This is a genomic window from Brevibacillus sp. NRS-1366 (assembly GCF_050467985.1).
This window is the reverse complement of record NZ_JBITPN010000025.1, coordinates 16,757-34,364: the sequence shown is the minus strand read 5'-3', so window position 1 is coordinate 34,364 and position 17,608 is coordinate 16,757. Positions and strand designations below refer to the sequence as shown.

General features: G+C 40.8%; 15 protein-coding genes and 2 pseudogenes. 13 read left to right on the top strand and 4 right to left on the bottom strand.

Annotated elements, in window-relative coordinates:
- Positions 1 to 40: 40 nt before the first annotated feature.
- Entirely contained in the window at positions 41 to 436 is a 396-nt protein-coding gene (locus tag ACIFQN_RS22275; RefSeq protein WP_429835348.1) for a hypothetical protein, read from the top strand.
- Positions 437 to 774: 338 nt separating this feature from the next.
- Positions 775 to 1,737, top strand: coding sequence for a proline dehydrogenase family protein (locus tag ACIFQN_RS22270; RefSeq protein WP_429835239.1), 963 nt, complete (start codon positions 775 to 777; stop codon positions 1,735 to 1,737).
- Between the two features lie 335 nt (positions 1,738 to 2,072).
- Here ACIFQN_RS22270 and ACIFQN_RS22265 read toward each other — a convergent pair whose 3' ends face one another.
- The 3 genes from ACIFQN_RS22265 to ACIFQN_RS22255 all read right to left on the bottom strand — a co-directional run bounded on the left by ACIFQN_RS22265 (position 2,073) and on the right by ACIFQN_RS22255 (position 4,074).
- A complete protein-coding gene (locus ACIFQN_RS22265; RefSeq protein WP_429835238.1) occupies positions 2,073 to 2,960 on the bottom strand; it encodes a YitT family protein in 888 nt (295 codons plus the stop codon).
- Positions 2,961 to 3,375: 415 nt separating this feature from the next.
- Complete coding sequence (locus tag ACIFQN_RS22260) at positions 3,376 to 3,561, bottom strand: hypothetical protein (protein WP_429835237.1); 186 nt, start codon at positions 3,559 to 3,561, stop codon at positions 3,376 to 3,378.
- 63 nt (positions 3,562 to 3,624) lie between these two features.
- Positions 3,625 to 4,074 carry a hypothetical protein gene (locus ACIFQN_RS22255; protein WP_429835236.1) on the bottom strand — a complete coding sequence of 150 codons (450 nt, stop codon included), beginning with the start codon at positions 4,072 to 4,074 and terminating at the stop codon, positions 3,625 to 3,627.
- A 713-nt stretch (positions 4,075 to 4,787) separates the two neighbouring features.
- On the opposite strand from ACIFQN_RS22255, the gene ACIFQN_RS22250 reads away from it, so the two are divergent.
- The 7 genes and pseudogenes from ACIFQN_RS22250 to ACIFQN_RS22220 all read left to right on the top strand — a co-directional run bounded on the left by ACIFQN_RS22250 (position 4,788) and on the right by ACIFQN_RS22220 (position 10,778).
- Complete coding sequence (locus ACIFQN_RS22250; protein WP_429835235.1) at positions 4,788 to 5,042, top strand: hypothetical protein; 255 nt, start codon at positions 4,788 to 4,790, stop codon at positions 5,040 to 5,042.
- Positions 5,026 to 5,601 carry a helix-turn-helix transcriptional regulator gene (locus ACIFQN_RS22245; RefSeq protein ID WP_429835234.1) on the top strand — a complete coding sequence of 192 codons (576 nt, stop codon included), beginning with the start codon at positions 5,026 to 5,028 and terminating at the stop codon, positions 5,599 to 5,601. Before ACIFQN_RS22250 ends, ACIFQN_RS22245 begins: the two co-directional genes overlap by 17 nt.
- A 51-nt stretch (positions 5,602 to 5,652) precedes the next feature.
- On the top strand, positions 5,653 to 7,278 hold the full coding sequence (locus tag ACIFQN_RS22240; RefSeq protein WP_429835233.1) for an MFS transporter: 1,626 nt from the start codon (positions 5,653 to 5,655) through the stop codon (positions 7,276 to 7,278).
- A 111-nt stretch (positions 7,279 to 7,389) separates the two neighbouring features.
- The gene (locus tag ACIFQN_RS22235; protein WP_429835231.1) at positions 7,390 to 7,959 is read left to right on the top strand and encodes a spore coat protein; all 570 of its coding nucleotides are present in this window, start codon (positions 7,390 to 7,392) and stop codon (positions 7,957 to 7,959) included.
- Between the two features lie 2 nt (positions 7,960 to 7,961).
- Positions 7,962 to 8,917 (top strand): annotated as a pseudogene (locus ACIFQN_RS22230) (nucleotide disphospho-sugar-binding domain-containing protein).
- Positions 8,918 to 9,316: 399 nt separating this feature from the next.
- Positions 9,317 to 9,943 carry an FMN-dependent NADH-azoreductase gene (locus ACIFQN_RS22225; protein ID WP_429835229.1) on the top strand — a complete coding sequence of 209 codons (627 nt, stop codon included), beginning with the start codon at positions 9,317 to 9,319 and terminating at the stop codon, positions 9,941 to 9,943.
- A gap of 298 nt (positions 9,944 to 10,241) precedes the next feature.
- The gene (locus ACIFQN_RS22220; RefSeq protein WP_429835228.1) at positions 10,242 to 10,778 is read left to right on the top strand and encodes a dihydrofolate reductase family protein; all 537 of its coding nucleotides are present in this window, start codon (positions 10,242 to 10,244) and stop codon (positions 10,776 to 10,778) included.
- 208 nt (positions 10,779 to 10,986) lie between these two features.
- Here the strand turns inward: ACIFQN_RS22220 and ACIFQN_RS22215 are convergent.
- A pseudogene (locus ACIFQN_RS22215) lies at positions 10,987 to 12,412 on the bottom strand (MDR family MFS transporter).
- A 156-nt stretch (positions 12,413 to 12,568) separates the two neighbouring features.
- Here ACIFQN_RS22215 and ACIFQN_RS22210 point away from each other — a divergent pair.
- The 4 genes from ACIFQN_RS22210 (at position 12,569) to ACIFQN_RS22195 (ending at position 17,570) form a co-directional block, all read left to right on the top strand.
- Positions 12,569 to 13,168, top strand: coding sequence for a TetR/AcrR family transcriptional regulator (locus ACIFQN_RS22210; RefSeq protein ID WP_429835227.1), 600 nt, complete (start codon positions 12,569 to 12,571; stop codon positions 13,166 to 13,168).
- 88 nt (positions 13,169 to 13,256) lie between these two features.
- Positions 13,257 to 14,612: an IS4 family transposase gene (locus ACIFQN_RS22205; RefSeq protein WP_429835226.1), complete on the top strand. Its 1,356-nt coding sequence runs from the start codon at positions 13,257 to 13,259 to the stop codon at positions 14,610 to 14,612.
- Between the two features lie 592 nt (positions 14,613 to 15,204).
- Positions 15,205 to 16,209: a LacI family DNA-binding transcriptional regulator gene (locus ACIFQN_RS22200; RefSeq protein ID WP_429835225.1), complete on the top strand. Its 1,005-nt coding sequence runs from the start codon at positions 15,205 to 15,207 to the stop codon at positions 16,207 to 16,209.
- Positions 16,210 to 16,502: 293 nt separating this feature from the next.
- On the top strand, positions 16,503 to 17,570 hold the full coding sequence (locus tag ACIFQN_RS22195) for a proline racemase family protein (protein WP_429835224.1): 1,068 nt from the start codon (positions 16,503 to 16,505) through the stop codon (positions 17,568 to 17,570).
- Positions 17,571 to 17,608: the final 38 nt, after the last annotated feature.

Genomic DNA, 17,608 nt, shown 5'->3' with positions numbered 1-17,608 from the left:
GAACAAATTAACAACTTTTGGAGGAAATTAAATGTCTGAAATTACAATACATAAGTACAAAATGATTTTTGGTTGGGAAGAAGATAATGGCATTGGTGAAATGTTAATTCAGCAGATTCTTAAAGGGGAAAAAACAGCTACTTGTGCTCCTAAAGAACAATATTCCGCAGAAGAATTAAAGCAAACATACGAGCCAGTTGGTGAAATTTTAACTGTCTATGATAAGAATGATAATCCTAGATGTAATGTGAGACTGAAGGAAGTTTTTGAAACTACATTTGGAAACCCTGATATAAGGCTTGTGCAAGGAGAAGGAAACGGGGACGATGTCACTCAATTTCAAGAGGACCATATATTCGCTTGGAAAGATATTGGCGTAGAATTAACTGATGATACCATTTTAATTGTCGAGTTGTTTGAATTAATTAATGAATAACAGGATTTATATTTATGAATAGATACAGACAAACAGCGGCAGTCTAGGACTTCTTAAACTTATTGTTTCGGAAGCGGAAGGTTTTTCGTTTCAACTAGCATTCTACCACTGAGAAAAGCGTTTCGTCTCTGGCCACTCTGAGCAACATCATACAAGAATCTCCTTATTATCTAATGCTATAATACACATGGTTCTAGGAGAAGGTATCTTGAACCTGTGATTACCATTACGGCTACCGCTCTAATTCTGCATGAAACATTCATCTGGCAACTTATGTAGGAACCTACCTGACGCTAGCTATGATAAAAATAAAAATGATAACGAAATGAGGGGTACTCTTGGTTCTTCCATCAATTGAAAAGCAATTTGCAGATTCATTGAAATCCATTGCTCGAGATTTAGAAATAAAAGAATACATTCAACAATCTCCTGAACTGTATCCGTTATTTCAAAGTGCAGCTAAACGATTTGTAACAGGTGATTTAAGAGTAGACGGGATATCTGTTGGTAATCAACTTATTCATAAGGGATACCGCATTTCTCTGGAATTCATCGGTGAAAACACGATAAACAAAGAAGAGTGCGTCCGGGTCAAAAATGAGTTTGTAGCATTGATGAAAGAATGTGGAGATCGAAAACTACGTGCTCGGATTTCGCTTGATTTATCTCATATCGGTTTAGCGGTTGAGCCTGAACTTGCCTATCAAAACCTGCTGGAAATGGCAAAAGAAGCACAATCCCAGGGTCTTTCTCTCATGATTAGTATGGAGGAATCAGCTAAAACAGATCAAATCCTTGCGATTTACAAAAGAGTCGTTGTGGATTATTCCAACGTAGGGGTTACGCTTCAAGCTCAATTGCATCGAACACTTGAAGATCTTAATGAATTACTAAATTACCCTGGAGCAATTAGGATCGTGAAAGGGGCGTACCAAGAGCCGTCAGATATTTGTATTCCTCGTTCAGCAAAGCTGGATCAACGTTACCTCGAATTGCTGGACTTATGTGTGAAAGCCAGTCACCAGGTTTCAATTGCTTCCCATGATAATGCTATACATGAACAAATCATTGAGCGTGGTTATTTGCAAAACCCCAATGTGGAAGCTGAAATGCTATACGGCATTCGTCCCGACCTTTGCAAAAAACTAAAAGATGAGGGGTTGCCTGTTCGGGTTTATCTTACTTACGGTGTAGAGTGGTACTTATACCTTTGTCATAGAATTGCCGAGTACCCTCCAAACATTTATGTAGCCATTACGGATATGATTCGCGGAGAGAGGGATTCTTCCGAACTTTACTAAAACCTAAATCGTCTAAAATGGGACCGTCATTGACAGTTTTAGGCTGTCGAGAAAATCTCTGCAACCTATTTGTTAGCAGCAATCGATGCCGGCTCTAGCTTTGTATAACATCCTATACAAATATGCTTTTCTAGGCACAGAGTAACTCGTAATCTTGATAACAAAATGATATACACTTCCTTGGATAAGGACCTCAAACGAAAGGGGTCCTTATTCGACGTTTGATAATGTAGGAAATGAGTTTTTTCATGACTGCCGCTGTTTTATTGATGATCGATCCCTACAATTGAAGAAGCTACGTGTAGTTTTCAAAACGTCTTCCAATTCGATTTTTATTAATGAATGTCTTTTTTCTTAAATCGACCACCATGAACTGACGATACATCCGTAGCAATAATAAATGCTTGTGGATCTAATTCTCGAATAATATCTTTTAACTTTGTTTCCTCTAACCTTGTAAAGACGCATAAAATAACACGCTTATCTTCACCACTATACGAACCCTCTCCGTGTAAAAAGGTTACCCCTCGACCTAACCGCTCAGTAATTGCATCCGCAATCTCAGTGGTATTATCACTTATGATATAAACGGATTTCATATCATCCAAACCTTTTACTACAACGTCAATTGTTCTAAAGGCAACATAATAAGTAAGCATCGAAAATAAAGCATTTTCTAAAGAGAACACAAAAGCTGCTATTGCGAAAATAATCACATTAACAAACATGATGATTTCACCGACAGAAAATGGCAACCTCTTCTCAACTAATATCGCTAAAGTTTCCGTTCCATCTAAAACTCCACCATTTCTAATGGTTAAGCCGACTCCTAATCCTAATATTAAGCCACCGAAAGCAATTGCCAGCAGTTCATTGTCTACGATCGGTTTTATATCATGCATGAAAGAAGTCGCCACAGAAAGAGCTATAATTCCATATAACATACTAATTGCAAAGGTTTTACCTATTTGCTTATATCCTAAGAAAAAGAAAGGTAAGTTTAAAATTACTAAAAATAAACTAAGGTTGATAGCCGTTACATGACTTAATATCATGGATAAGCCCGTTACTCCACCGTCAATTATATTGTTTGGAATTAATACAGCTTCTAACCCGTAAGCCATAATAATGGCACCAATCGTAATAAATAAGCCCCTTTTGACAATATTTCTTATTGATAATTTTTTATGATTGATTTTCTTTTTTTCTTCAGATGCATTCATACGTTTCTTCCTTCCATTTTTGTTTTGTCCCTATCTATATTAGCATATCAATCAGATGGAGAAATTTTACCTGCGTATTCGTTTTGGTCTTCGCGAGAGTTTACTACGTTATTTTCTCATTCTACTACATGATTTTCACGGTCTAATACTTTATTTCTGTACTTTTTTTATCAAGTAAAAGAGAAAATAGAGATTGCTTGATTTCCACCGTTACTGTCGAAAGCAGCTGTGGCGTCACAGTCGAACCTGAGCGTATCAGTTGTGGCAATCGGTGCCGGATGATTAGGAAACATCTATCGCAGCCTCTTTACAGAAGAGCGACCGCCTTATTACGGAAGGTTATACTTGCTGGAAATAAGGAAGCGAATTCTTCAGTAAAAATACCCCCGGGTTTTCCCGAGGGCCGTTGATGGCATTACTTCATTGTGGTAATTGGGGTTCCTTCCTTAACATTTTCGCTTCGATCTTTTACCGCACCAGGCACAAACGTAACCTGCATCTGATAGCCCGGAGGATACGGAGTTGGCGTGCGGGCGACTTTCATCGCACACGGCGTTCCATCAACGGATAAGAAGATCTTTACAACGGGCATATCCAACATACGCCAAACTCATTTGTAAGTCTGCTAACGAAAGTTAACTCTTTTTGTGGGCTGAAGAGGGCTTTAGGTACCTTTCTCTTTGCTGCGTTCTTCAAGAAATGCTTGTCTGGCTTCCTTTACCAGTGCAATGATCATGATCATAACGAGAAGGTAAGCAATATCCAGAAACCATATCATAGCGATTGGATTACTGAGCATAGCAGCCAACATGGGTGACATTAACCCGCCCATGATTCCCGCCATCACGCCTTCGATGGACGCCATCAGTGAGACAAAATGACCCGTTATATATCCAGCAATCATACCAATAGTGATAGAGACAATTGTCGAAAGAGTCAGATTCCCAACGAGATAAGCCTCAATATTCATTCCCAGGGAAACACTCGACATTGCTCCAATCGACATGGCCATAATCATTCCGTCCATACAGGATAGCTCGGTCCGATTCTTGTGGATATAGAAGATGCCAGCAAACGTTAACAAGCAGAGAAAAAGCATGTTTAGTAAGAGCATATACCCCTCCTTGGAAAGGGAATATTTCTATTTCCATATACATTTTCTAACTCTTACGTCTGTTACACCCACATTTACAATCACTAGAGCATCGCCCCCGACAAAAACATCTACGTGCCACTGTGACCACCTCCTGAAAACAGCATATGTATTTGATTAAAAAAGTTGTCTAATTTAGGTTTGGGATAATAACTATTTTTAATAGAAAGAGCGAAATCCCGTGGTTCTATTTATATCTTTCGTGGTTTGATACGCCAACTGAAGCAATAAAACAGGGTATTCAAAAAGAAGGATTAATCGAAAGTGATATTCTTTCAATCAAAGAAAGAGATGGAGAGTCGCCTATCATTTACAAGATGAAGGTAGACGGTGGAATTGGAGTAGGGGTTTCAAGTCTAGCAAAAGAAAATGGAAAATTCGCATGGTATAGGACGAATGTACCTGTTCTCGTGAGTACGATATCGAATGAGTTTGCAAAATAGCCGATGATGTTGTTGAAAATAAATCTTGGGGAAGAGTACAATGCAATCAGGTAAAATGTCAAGAAGGTGATTAGTATGATGACTTTAAATATTACCAAAATTCATGATCTATTTGATCAATTTACGAGAATGGTAGAGGGACACGTTCTGCAAAGCACATGGGAACAAAGGCTTACCATTCCTTCGCATATAGGTAAATGAAGCATAACAAGGACGCGGATTCGTCCTGGTATGGAGATCATGATGACGGATATTACATTCGAACAAGATATGAAGCTTCAGATCCAGGAATCCTGCCAATTGTTCGAATTGAGTTATTGCGTAAGCGGCGAAATCTATTGCGAATGGAACGGCAAGAAAAGCCATACGAGTATACAAACAGGCAATGTTACTTTCCTAGAGGCTGGAAATAAGGCTCACTCCGGACGAACTGCTGCATTATGCCGGAGATTTGACGGAGAAACAGCAAATGGAAACATGGCTTAGACATCATCGTGGAAATATTGATCGTTACCCAGACACTCCGGCCATCCAAAAATGCGTTTCCGATATGATTCATTGCACACATCTAGGAACGATGAAACGGCTATATTTAGAAAGTAAAGCACTTGAATATATCGCATTGTTTGGTCAATCAGATGGTTACGGTTCTGTTGGCGGAAGCATGCTGCTTCGCCGTGATGATATTGCCAAATTGCAGCAAGCCCGCGAGCTGGTGCAACATCATTTCGAACATCCGTTATCTATCCGTGAGTTAGCCAAGCAGGTTGGAATGAATGAATTCAAGCTGAAAAAGGGATTCCGCGAATTATTTGGCGCGACGATCTTTGAGCTTGTGCGTCAATTACGGATGGAGAAAGCACTTTGGTATATGGAAGTAGCGGGTTTGAACGTCGGGGAAACCGCTGCTTCAGTCGGTTATAGCAACGCCAGCAATTTCACGACAGCCTTTCGCAAGCATTATGGCTGCAATCCAAGCGAATATGTTAAACGTATCAACCAACTGGATTTGGAGCGAAACAGACAGCAGAATGGTTTGAACTAGCTGAGGCTTCAAGCACGCAGGCTATCATTCGGAACGAACGATTGATCCTAAATGCTTGAAGTTTTTTTATTCCCTGAACAAGGCGAGAATCTCCCTCAACAGGTAGAGAAAAAAATCAATGTGAATGAAAATTATCATAGATTGTTTGACGAAAGCAAATCGGATGAGCGAGAGAGGCAAATAGACGACGAGGCGGAAATGAAAATGCCTAATTATCCATCGACTTCATTACTAGCAGACGAAAAACTGGAGCAGCAGGTTGATCCGCGACGTTGGTATGCGCTTGCGGTTATTCTACTCCCAATATTGCTTAATTCATTGAACACCTATATGATTCAGGTCGCGCTTCCATCTATACAGAACAGTCTGAACGCCAGTTTTTCAGATGCACAGCTTATTGTCACCGGCTTTTCCCTCAGTCTGGCTGTAGCACTCATTGTCAGCGGAAAACTTGGTGATATATACGGCAGAAAGCGGCTGCTGCTTATCGGGGTGAGCGGGTTTACGCTCATGGCAATGCTAGGCGGATTAACTTCGAATCCAACTCTTCTGATTGCCATTCGGATTGTGCAAGGGCTGGCTGCGGCACTCATTCAGCCTCAGGTGTTGTCCATGATGCAGGTCAATTTTCTACCGCAGGAAAAAGGTCTCGTTTTCAGTGTTTACGGCGCATTGCTCGGATTCGGGTTCGCATTCGGCCTCATCCTGGGAGGAATTCTTGTCCATTGGAACGGGTTTGATCTTGGTTGGCGAACGGTATTTTTTTTCAATGTTCCCTTTGGCATTCTTGTTCTTCTGTGTTTGCCGATTCTACCGGAGTCGCGCGGCAGGCGGACGCAAAGTATCGAGTGGATCGGTACCGTCTTAATCGTGAGTGGGTTATTTCTGTTGGTTTATCCTTTGTCAGAAGGGCAAAAGCAGGGATGGCCGCTTTGGATATGGGGTTGTCTAATCCTATCGCTTCTGCTGCTACTTGCTTTTATCGTAGTCGAAATTCGAAAACAAAAACGGGGTGGGGCCCCGCTTGTTGATTTGACTATTTTCAAACAACGTTTATTCAGGGTGGGGATGACTTCAGTTGTTTTAATCTATCTCAGCATGTTCTCCTTCTTTTTTATCCTAACTTATTATTTGCAGTTCGGCCTGCATTACGATGCACAAGCCACTAGTCTCGCTTTTCTGCCTTTGGGCAGCGGTTTTTTCCTGACTTCCCTGCTATCATCACGAATTGTCAGTAGATGGGGGGTGGTTGTGCTGAAAATAGGCGCTTTGGTAACGGGGATCTGCTGCTTTTTATTCGTTGTGTTGCTGCATATTGATGCGATACATCTGCTGCATATTCGATACATTGTGCTTTTACTTGTCTATGGTCTGGGACTCGGACTGGTCACAACGCCTCTCACCCGAGTCATACTGGGTACAGTACCGATTAAGGATGCAGGGACAGGTTCAGGCTTGTTTAATACGTGTATGTATTTGGCCAATTCGTTAGGAGTAGCGTTGATCAGTATTTTGTTTTCGGCTTCACTGCGACAGTCTTTGGCCAGTGCTGTCCTGTCAGACTATGTAAGGGCGTTTTCCGCCTCTTTAACCGCAAGTGGAGGACTTGCTCTTGCCGCATTTGTTTGCCTATGTTTCCTGCGTGATCGACAAGAAAAACTGACCGAAAGACAGTGAGGCAATACCACTCAAGTATTGCGAAATCTCACCAAAAGGTGCATACAGAGTGGTTTTTCGTACATGCTAATGGTTGTTTGGAAATCATACTGATAGGGGGAATTGACGGTTATGCAACTGGCAGCCCATGAGGTTCAGGATCTGCATGAACTGGCGTTAAGCTGTGTAAATTCAATCACAAACATGGCTTGCTTTCTGAATCAAGTTCAAGATACAGAATTGAAATCGATCATTCAAAAACATTTTCCATTTCATATCCAGGATTACAACATGAAAGCGGAATACTTGGGCAAGGCAGAGGGGGCCACGTCAAAACTGCCTGTTCCAGATCTTCAGCCTGTGCTGCAGTCATTTACGATAGCACCAGTCACCCCTTCTCCGGTTACGCCCAGAACCAGTGTTCAACAATTTAATGATCGGGAAATCGCTACAGCTTATTTGCTCACATTGAAACGAGCGGGAAGAGAATATGCATGGGCAGCAATGGAGATGAGCAATCCGGAGGTCAGAAGCTTTTTAGAGGATGCGTTTCGAATGAGTTCGCGCCATGCTTATGACGTATGGCAATGGATGGTCAAAAAGGGATTCTACCCATTGGAGCCTGCTTCACAAACAACGCTCAAAACGCTTGGCGGAATGTATCAGGTGGTTCAAGGACAAGCTGCCGTACCCGTACAATAAAAGTGGTTCCCGTTGCCCTCTTCGTTAAAGAGGGCCTTTTATCGTTTTTCAAACAGAAATTTATTAATGGTGGATCAGAAGGACATATCAATCCAACAATTGGAGTGGTGCAAGAGCTTGTCTCGCGTGGAGAGGAGGTAGTGTACTTTACGATAGAAGCTTTTCGAGAGCGTATGGAGAAGACGGGAGCTATTGTACGTACATTTGACGGTCAAAAATTTATAGAAGCGTTTATCTCAGGTGGGAGAAATTATTTACTCGAAAGAATCATCGGTCTTTTACATACGGCAGATATCGTCATACCTAGCGTTCTTGAGCAGATCAAAGGAGAGCATTTTGATTACATTTTGGAGAAGCATTCGACCAAACATACAAATTTGTAGGTCCATCCATCTCCCCCCGATTCACGCAGGAAAACTTCGACCTTACTGCAATCAAGGGAAAAAACCCCATTTACATTTCACTGGGTACTGTCGTTAACCAATCGATTTATTTCTATAAGCTTTGTTTTGAGGCATTTGGGCACACTGATCATACCTTTGTCATGTCTATTGGGAATAAAGTTCAAATTTCTGATTTGGGAGAAATTCCGAAAAACTTCATTGTAAAAAATTATGTTCCACAAACTGATATACTAAAATATACGAAATTATTTATTACACATGGTGGAATGAACAGTACCAGCGAAGGTCTCTATTACGGGGTTCCGCTCATTGTAATCCCACAAAGCGCGGATCAGCCAATTATTGCCGGGCAAGTTGCCAATATCGGAGCAGGCATTACATTACAAATGCAAAGCTTGACTGCAAATCATTTACGTGAAACCGTAGATCATGTGTTAAACCATACATCTTTCCAGAAAGCTGTTACAAATATAAGGGAATCCTTTCAACGATCAGGTGGGTATCACCAAGCTGTTGATGAGATTTTCGAATTTAAAAGTCGATATCATATCTAACTCTGAATATTTCTTTTTATACTCCTACGAAGATTGAACTGGTCGAAGATCTAAAACGCTGTTGGCAAAAGATATGGGAGGGCGAAAGTCTGTTAGAGACGATTCGCCCTTTGTCATGGGAATTTTTTGCTCATGTAATAATTCTTTGGTTGTCAATTCTCATAGTTTTGTAAGATTCGTAAAACAGAAACCTTTCTATCATATTTACCGTTTTAATGGAATTATTCAAAAAATATTATTTATATGACAAAGGATGTCATAATTAAATCATTATACTATTGGTATCTTAAAAGTGGAGATGTGATATAAATGAAATTTTAGATTAACGATAGTATCCCTATAAATCAGATTCGAGTGAATCGTATGTAATAATGGTTGAATTATTTGAGGAGGATTCTGATGTCTACCGTTTTATTTGTAAAAGCAAATTTCCGTCCAATCGAACAGGCTGTTAGTGTAAAACTTTATAAGGCTTTTCTTGATAGTTATAAAAAGTCCCATCCTGAAGATAAGATTATCGAGCTCGATCTGTTTTCAGAAAATTTACCTTATTATCATGCAAATACACTTAACGGTATTTTTAAATTGGCGAAAGAGATGGAATTGAATTCAGAAGAAAAAGAAGCCACCGATAATGTGAATAAGTATCTAAACCAATTTCTCGAAGCTGATAAAGTTGTATTTGCGTTTCCTCTATGGAACTTTAGCGTACCTGCTGTGTTACATACGTATTTCGATTATTTATGTCAAGCGGGTAAAACTTTCCGATATACTTCAGAAGGTTCAATTGGTTTACTCTCTGACAAAAAAGTTGCTCTTTTAAATGCAAGAGGTGGTGTCTATTCCGAAGGACCTACAGCCCATTTAGAAATATCTGTAAATTATGTAAAAAACATGATGAATTTCTTTGGTATAAAAGACCTTACAACAGTTATCGTGGAAGGCCACAATCAATTCCCGGATAAAGCAGCAGATCTTATTCAAGATGGAATGGAAAGAGCGGCTAAAGCGGCAGAAACCTTCTGAAGAATATTCCCTCTTTATTTAAAAGGGGATTAAGCCGAAATACATGTAAAAATAGGGCGTAGACTTATTATACCTAGTCTAAGCCCTATTTATTTTCTATGAGTTTATTCTCCTCTTATGGTTGAGAAATGTTTTGTAATAACAATGAGATACATACTGTACCGTACCGCTGGGTAAACTTTACTTACTTTTTTAATATGACATATGATGACATATTTAAATGCTATGATTAAATAGGCAGCAAGGAATTGATGTTTGCCAAATAACAATTTCAACATGAATAAAGGAGTAGATCGAATTGAAACGTCCTGTCGTATTATTCATTGCAGCAACACTTGACGGGTATATTGCGCGAGAAAACGGAGATATTCATTGGCTTTATGAAGCAGAGGGAGAGAGAGATAACGGTTACAGCGAATTTTATGATACGATTGACACAGTTTTGATGGGAAACAAAACATATGAGCATACTTTTGAATTAGCTGATCAATTTCCCTACCCAGGTAAGAAGTGCTATGTGTTCTCACGCTCCGAACATGAGCCGAGTCCAGACGTTACTTTTGTAACCGAAGATGTGGTAGGGTTCATCGAGAAATTGAAAGAACAAGAAGGCTCCAAAATTTGGATCGTTGGTGGAGCCGAGATTCTTGATGTTCTCTTAAAAGGAAAACTGGTTGATGAGTTTATCATCTCTATCATGCCAACGATGTTAGGTAAAGGGATCCCTCTGTTTAAAGGGGATAATCCGGAATTGAAGCTTTCCCTGACAGAGACAAAACGCTTCGGTCAAATTGTTCAACTTCATTACGTAGTGAATAATGAGACGAAATCATAGAATGAAATAAATCCCGATGTTCGATTCACTTCGACAAGGGACTTCGATATGATGATATTATCCCATCCGAGTGACAGTAAAAGAATGACATTTACTGTTGATCTTGGAGGGGATTTTTCATGGTGAGAATACTAAGTCTCACGCTTTTCATTTTTTGAAAGACTGCTCTGCTTGTTACGCAGAGCAGTCCTGAAAATAGAGGAAGAGATTAATGTGCTTGTTTTTCTTTCGCTTTTTTTCTCAGAAATAGAGACACCACAACCGCAATGATAGAAATGACGAAACCAAGCATGAACGTGTCGCTATAACCAGCAACTGATGCAGTCAATTGTACGGTTACATCATTTTGATCGATGGACTGCGCCAAATGACTTTGGGAGCGGGCAGACATGGTAGCGATAAATAATGATGTGCCAATGGCTCCGGCAACCTGCTGCAGCGTACTGAAAATAGCAGATCCATGTGTGTAATACTCAGGCGTAATTTGATTCAGTCCATAGGTTTGGACTGGTACTAAGACTAGCGCTACCCCTAACATTAATAGGCAGTGCGTAATAATGATTTGCATGGCTGTCGACTCAAGTGTGAACCAAGTAAAGAAATACAATGCAATGCTGACAATCAACAGGCCAGGAATAATAATGACTCTGGCACCAAATTTATCGAACAAATTCCCTGCAATTAGTGACATCATTCCATTGACGACACTTCCAGGCAGCATGATGAGTCCCGAATGAAAAGCGCTCACAAGTAAAACGCTTTGCAAAAACATCGGTAATAATGTTGTTGTTGCGAACATTGACATCATCACGATAATCATCAGCAAAATAGAGAGAGAACATCGGAAATTTGAACGTGCGCAATTCCAAAATCGGATTCGAAATGCGCAGTTGACGAATCGCAAATAGAATCAAGGAAAAGCTGCCAATTATGATTGACAAATAAACTTGTGGATTTGACCAGCTTTCATTTCCTGTCGTACTAAAACCATATACAACACCACCAAAACCTAATGTCGATAAAACAATTGACAGTATGTCAACTTTGGGCTTGGTGATCACCGACACATTTACAAGATAATAATACCCAACAATAATGGAAATCAAAGTAATTGGAATAATCGTATAAAACAGCCAGCGCCAATCCAAAGCACTGATAATCATTCCTGAAAGTGTAGGACCAATAGCAGGAGCGAATGTAAATATCAAAAAGAGCACTCCCATAATCGAACCTCGTTTTTCAGCAGGATAAATAATTAACAAGGTGTTCATTAGCAGCGGGATGATAAGTCCCGTACCAAGGGCTTGAATCACTCGACCGACTAATAAGAAAGAAAAATTAGGTGCAATTGCGGCAATGATCGTTCCTATTAAAAAAGTAAGCATCGCAGTGAAATAAAGTTGTCTGGTCGTAAGCCATTGTTGAATGAAAGCTGTTACGGGAATGAGTGTTCCGACAACGAGTAAGTATGCTGCAGTGAGCCATTGTATGGTGGTGGCGTCGACCTGAAGCTCTCCCATCAGCACTGGCAAGGTATTGCCTAGCAAGGTTTCGTTTAATGTTGCCACAAACGCTCCCACCATAAGGGCGACCGTAATCGGCAATCGCTTCACGTTCTGTAAATGCAAGTTCATGTGAGTGTTCTTCCTTTCGTACTAATGTATGTTGATTCGTTCTCATTTTAGTGAAAATTTTCTTGGTAAATAATATTCAATACCTCTATTTTGGGTAGTTAGGAAACAGAATCAGATAAATGTCTGAGAAATGGAGAGGAACGGAGGGGCAATCGAGTGGATTTGAGAAAACGTCGCTCCATGCAAATGTTATGGAAAGCCTTGTTTGATCTCATGACGGAAGAAAAGATATTTTTTTCAAAAATTACGGTAGATCAAATTTGCGAAAAGGCAATGGTTCATCGCTCTACATTGTATAAGCATTTCGATGACAAATTCAGGTTGCTGGAGTATGGGCTGAATCAATTGATGGAGCAATACTGGGATCTTCCATTAGAAAAAAGGATTTTAAAGCCGTTTTTTTGGTCCAACCAATTTTTTGAAGGCTCGGAGTCCCATAAGTTGGTTCGTGCGCAGCAAGGTGATGAGCTTTTCTTTGGCTGCATGATGACTTACTCCATGCGGCTATTGAAGAAAGACTCATTAACATTCATCCAACATTCCAAAACGGTTGATATCCCACAAGACTTGTTAGCAGAATTTCATGTGTCCGCAATGGTTGCTTTAAGTGCATGGTGGCGTAAAGATCCGAACCGGGTGAGCTTAGCGCAGCTGGATCAATATTTTCATAGATTAGTAACTCAACTTTCGCAGGTCCAAAATACGGATCAAGCTCTTAGGAGTAAGGCTGTACCCTCGTTTATAAAGACGGCTTGACTCGTTTTCAGACAAAAGAAAAACACCTTCTGTTTTGGTAGAATTAAAGTACGACCAATAATCTACTCACAGAAAGGTGTCTTTTTCTATGATAACGAAAAAACCATCCCATGAGCAACTACAAAATAGTTTGCTACAGTCATTTTCTCTGCTAAAAATCGGAACACACTTACGAAAAGGCGGTATCACAAAAGGACTTGGCTACTCTTGTTTGGAGCTTTTTCGCATCATCTTTCTACTCGTGTTTCAACATAAAAACTGGTTTCGTTTACTCGAAAGCGAAAAGCGAAGTGACTTGCCTGGAAAAGACGCTGTGTATCGATTTTTAAACCATCCTCGCTACAACTGGCGAGCGTTTCTGTATTCCTTCAGTGCCTCCTTGATTCGCTCCATTCGTCCTCTCACCTCTGAAAACCGCGTCTGTGTGTTTATCGTGGATGATTCTGTCTTCTCCCGTTCGAGAAGCAAGTCACTGGAGTTGCTTGCTCGTGTTCATGACCATACAACAGGGAAGTTCGTGAAAGGATTTCAGATGTTGACGCTTGGATGGTCAGACGGTTTTACCTTTTTGCCTATTGATTTTTCCTTGCTCAGTTCAAGAAAAGAAGAGAATCGTCTGCAAGGAATTCGTGGAGATATCGACAAGCGAACCAATGGTTACAAGAGACGAAAAGAAGCCCTGCAAAGCAAACCAGATGCGGTCTCTGCCATGATTCAACATGCCCTGCAAGCTGGATTTGAAGCTGACTACGTTCTTATGGACACGTGGTTTACCCATCATCCTCTCATCCAAGAGATTTGCAAGAATGGAATTCATGTCATTGGCATGGTGAAGCAATTGAAGCAACGTTATCTTTACCAAAATCAGCAGTTGACGTTGTCGGAGTTATTTCAGCGAAGCTCTAAGCAGCGTACAAATGGTGAGCTTCTAGGTTCTATTCTTGTCACGATTGGCAACGGACTACCAGCAAAGATTGTGTTCGTCAAGAATCGGAACAAGAAAAGAGAATGGCTCACCATCCTCAGCACAGACTGCACGCTTGAAGCAGGAGAAATCGTACGGATCTATGGAATGCGTTGGAAAATCGAGACGTTCTTCAAAGTGGTGAAATCGTCCTTACAGCTAGCGAAGGAGTTCCAAGGTCGCTGTTATGATTTATTGATTAGCCACACCACCATTGTTTTTGCCCGATATATCTTTCTTGCTTGGGAATCTCGCAAAGAAGCAGACGGTAAAACCATTGGCGGACTGTTTTATTTGCTATGCGATGAAGTAAAAGACATGGATTTTAAGAGTGCTTTTCTCCAATTATGGTCACTCGTAGAATCAATGGTAACTCAGATTAAAAAAACAGAAACACTCGTATGTCAAGTCAAACAGTTTTTCCGTACACTTCCTAGCTATATCAAGGTTTGTTTAGGTGCGCCTATGTGCGAAAGTTGAGTTAGTAAATAAAAATATATTTGATTTTGAAGAGGAGGAAGAAAGATAGATCCTGAATCTCATGCTTGTTCTGGCGGAAAAATTGTGGTGCTCGGCATTTTGCCTTTGCTGCTAAATCAATGCAAGGTATATTCAGATCGACAACTGAATGGATGGCAAGAAGAAAGGAGAGGGCGAATTTCTGTTAGAGACGATTCGCCCTTTGTCATGAAAACTTTTGCTTTGCAGATAAATTGATATCTGTATGCTTTAAAGCTCATATCCTGACTAGCTCTCTAAAAAAAGAAGTACATTCTGTTCGGTAGGAAGCATCTTTTCCACCAGTTTGCTCGGGGCCGTTGTATGAATAGGGGTTCAGAACCACTTCCAGGTTCAATAAATCTCCCGTCTTCGTTATAGAAGGTGGATATTAAATTTAAAAAACTATATTGAATTTTCTAAAAAATGATAGTAATATGTTTTCGAGGGAAAAACTAATCGTTTAAATGACGAGAAAAAGAAGCTACGAGACCTTCCGAGTTTTTAGTTAAGATTGATTATAAGATCTATAAACCTCCTTGGAAGAGTGTTCTGTTGGCAGGAGTGAATGACAATGATAACAATAAAAGATATTGCTAAACACGCTAAGGTTTCAGTGGCTACTGTTTCTTATGTATTAAACAATACAAGGTTTGTAAGCCCAGAGCGCCGGGAACGTGTACTGAGTTCGATCAAAGAACTTAACTATGTTCCGAATGCGGTAGCTCGGGGCCTTAGAGCAAAATCAACGAAGACTCTGGGTTTAGTACTTTCTGATATTACCAACCCCTTTTACCCGAAGCTAGCAAAAGGATGCGAGGATGCGGCTCAAGCAGCCGGGTATTCTATCATTATTTTCAACACGAACGTACAAAGAAGTCGAATTTTAAGTGCCGTATCTCATATCAGAGAAGGAAAAGTAGACGGACTCATTTTTGCAAGTACCTTGCAAAGTGATAGTGATATTGTTCAGGATCTGATTGAAGAAGGTTATCCGATTATTTTTGCACACCGACGTGTTTACGGTATCCAGGCTGATTCTGTTTTTGAAGATAATGTAGGTGGAATGACCTCTGCTGTAAGATATCTTCAGTCACTTGGACATAAAAAAATCTCTATGTTGACCGGTATGAATGGCTGTTCGGTAAGTAACGATAGAAAAGAGACATTTGTTAAAGCGATGAAAAATTCAGGAATAACAAATCTTGAAGAATGGATTCGACCTACCGAGGACGACTATCACCTGGCATACAATGTTGTGATGGAAATGATCAAGCTATCTGAGGAAAAGAGACCAACTGCATTCGTTTGTATAAGTGATGTTATTGCACTGGCTGTAATGGATGCTGTGGAAGATATGGGATTTAACGTCCCTACCGATTTTTCCGTCATTGGTTTTGAAGACCAGTTTTTTGCTGAAACACGAAGGATCGGACTTACAAGTGTACGAGTACCCAATTACGAAATTGGCCAACATGCAGTCCAAATCTTAATCAATCGATTAACACATCCTGAGGTGACTGAACCAGTAGAATTAGTGCTGCCCACCCGGTTGATTGTTCGTAAAACATGTCAATAAATAGAGAGTGTTTCTCATGTTTTGACAAAAAATAATGGGGCGCAATTTTTTAGAATTGCACGATATGTTTCATGATCATTACTGATTTAATCGATTAAATAGTAGTAGCCTTATGGGTATATCAGAATGAAAGTAGTAGTTTTTTTCATAATCTAATCGATTAAATGAAAGGGGGTGACACCATATGAATTGGATTTGTGTAAGGTTTCCGTTTCCGTAATCTAACTGGATAGGTAGCACTTTTTTGCAAGTAGGATTTGAGGGACCTTAGACGGAATGGGGGAGAAAAAAAGATGCGTTTGACTAATATGATTCATACAGTGGATGCCCATGCCGAAGGCGAACCATCACGTATCGTAGTGGGTGGTGTCATCGGAATTCCAGGGCGCACAATGTTCGAGAAAAAAATGTACTTAGAGCAGAACTACGACGAGCTCCGGCGTTTCCTGTTATTTGAACCGCGCGGAAGTGTTGCGCTACATGCGGACCTCGTACTCCCACCGACTGATCCAAGAGCTGACGCTGGTTTTATCATTATGGAGGCAACCGATTATCCACCGATGTCGGGAAGCAATACAATGTGCACCGTGACTGTTCTTCTTGAGACAGGCATGCTTCCCCTGCAGGAACCTGTGACACATCTCATGCTTGAGTCACCTGCCGGGTTAATTCCTGTCGAGGCACAATGCAAGGGTGGCAAGTGTGAGCGTGTTACCTTTACAAACGCGCCCGCCTTTGCAACACATCTCGATGCAAAGGTGTCTGTTCCCGAAATCGGTGAGATTACGGTCGACGTGGCTTACGGTGGCGCATTCTTTGTATTCGTTGATGCGGAAGCGCTTGGGTTCAAGATTGTGGCTGAAGAAGCGGCCGAGCTTTCTCGCCTTGGTGAATTAATCAAACGGGCAGCAGCTAAGCAATTGCCAGTGGTTCACCCTGAGAACAAGGATATTCATACGATCAGCTTTACTACATTTGTGGCGCCGCCACGTGTTGGTGGGCACGGACGTAATACGACCATCGTGAGTCCCGGTCGCGTCGATCGGTCCGCCTGCGGAACAGCTACTTCCGCCCGATTGGCAGTACTTGCTAAGCGCGGTCTTCTAAAGCCAGGAAAAGACTATGTTCATGAGAGTATCCTCGACACGAATTTTGTCGGACGCATTGTTGAAACAACCACAGTAGGTCCGTATCAAGCGATCGTTCCAAGCATTTCTGGTCGCGCCTGGATCACGGGTGTCCATCAATTGGGGCTTGATCCTACAGATCCCTTCAGATCAGGCTTTACGTTATCCGATGCCTGGGGAGCAGGTGGAGTTTCGAGTGGACTACAGAAATACCATGATTTGGAAATTAAATAATTCGTATTGGTGCTATTGATACTATACCAGAGGAGGCA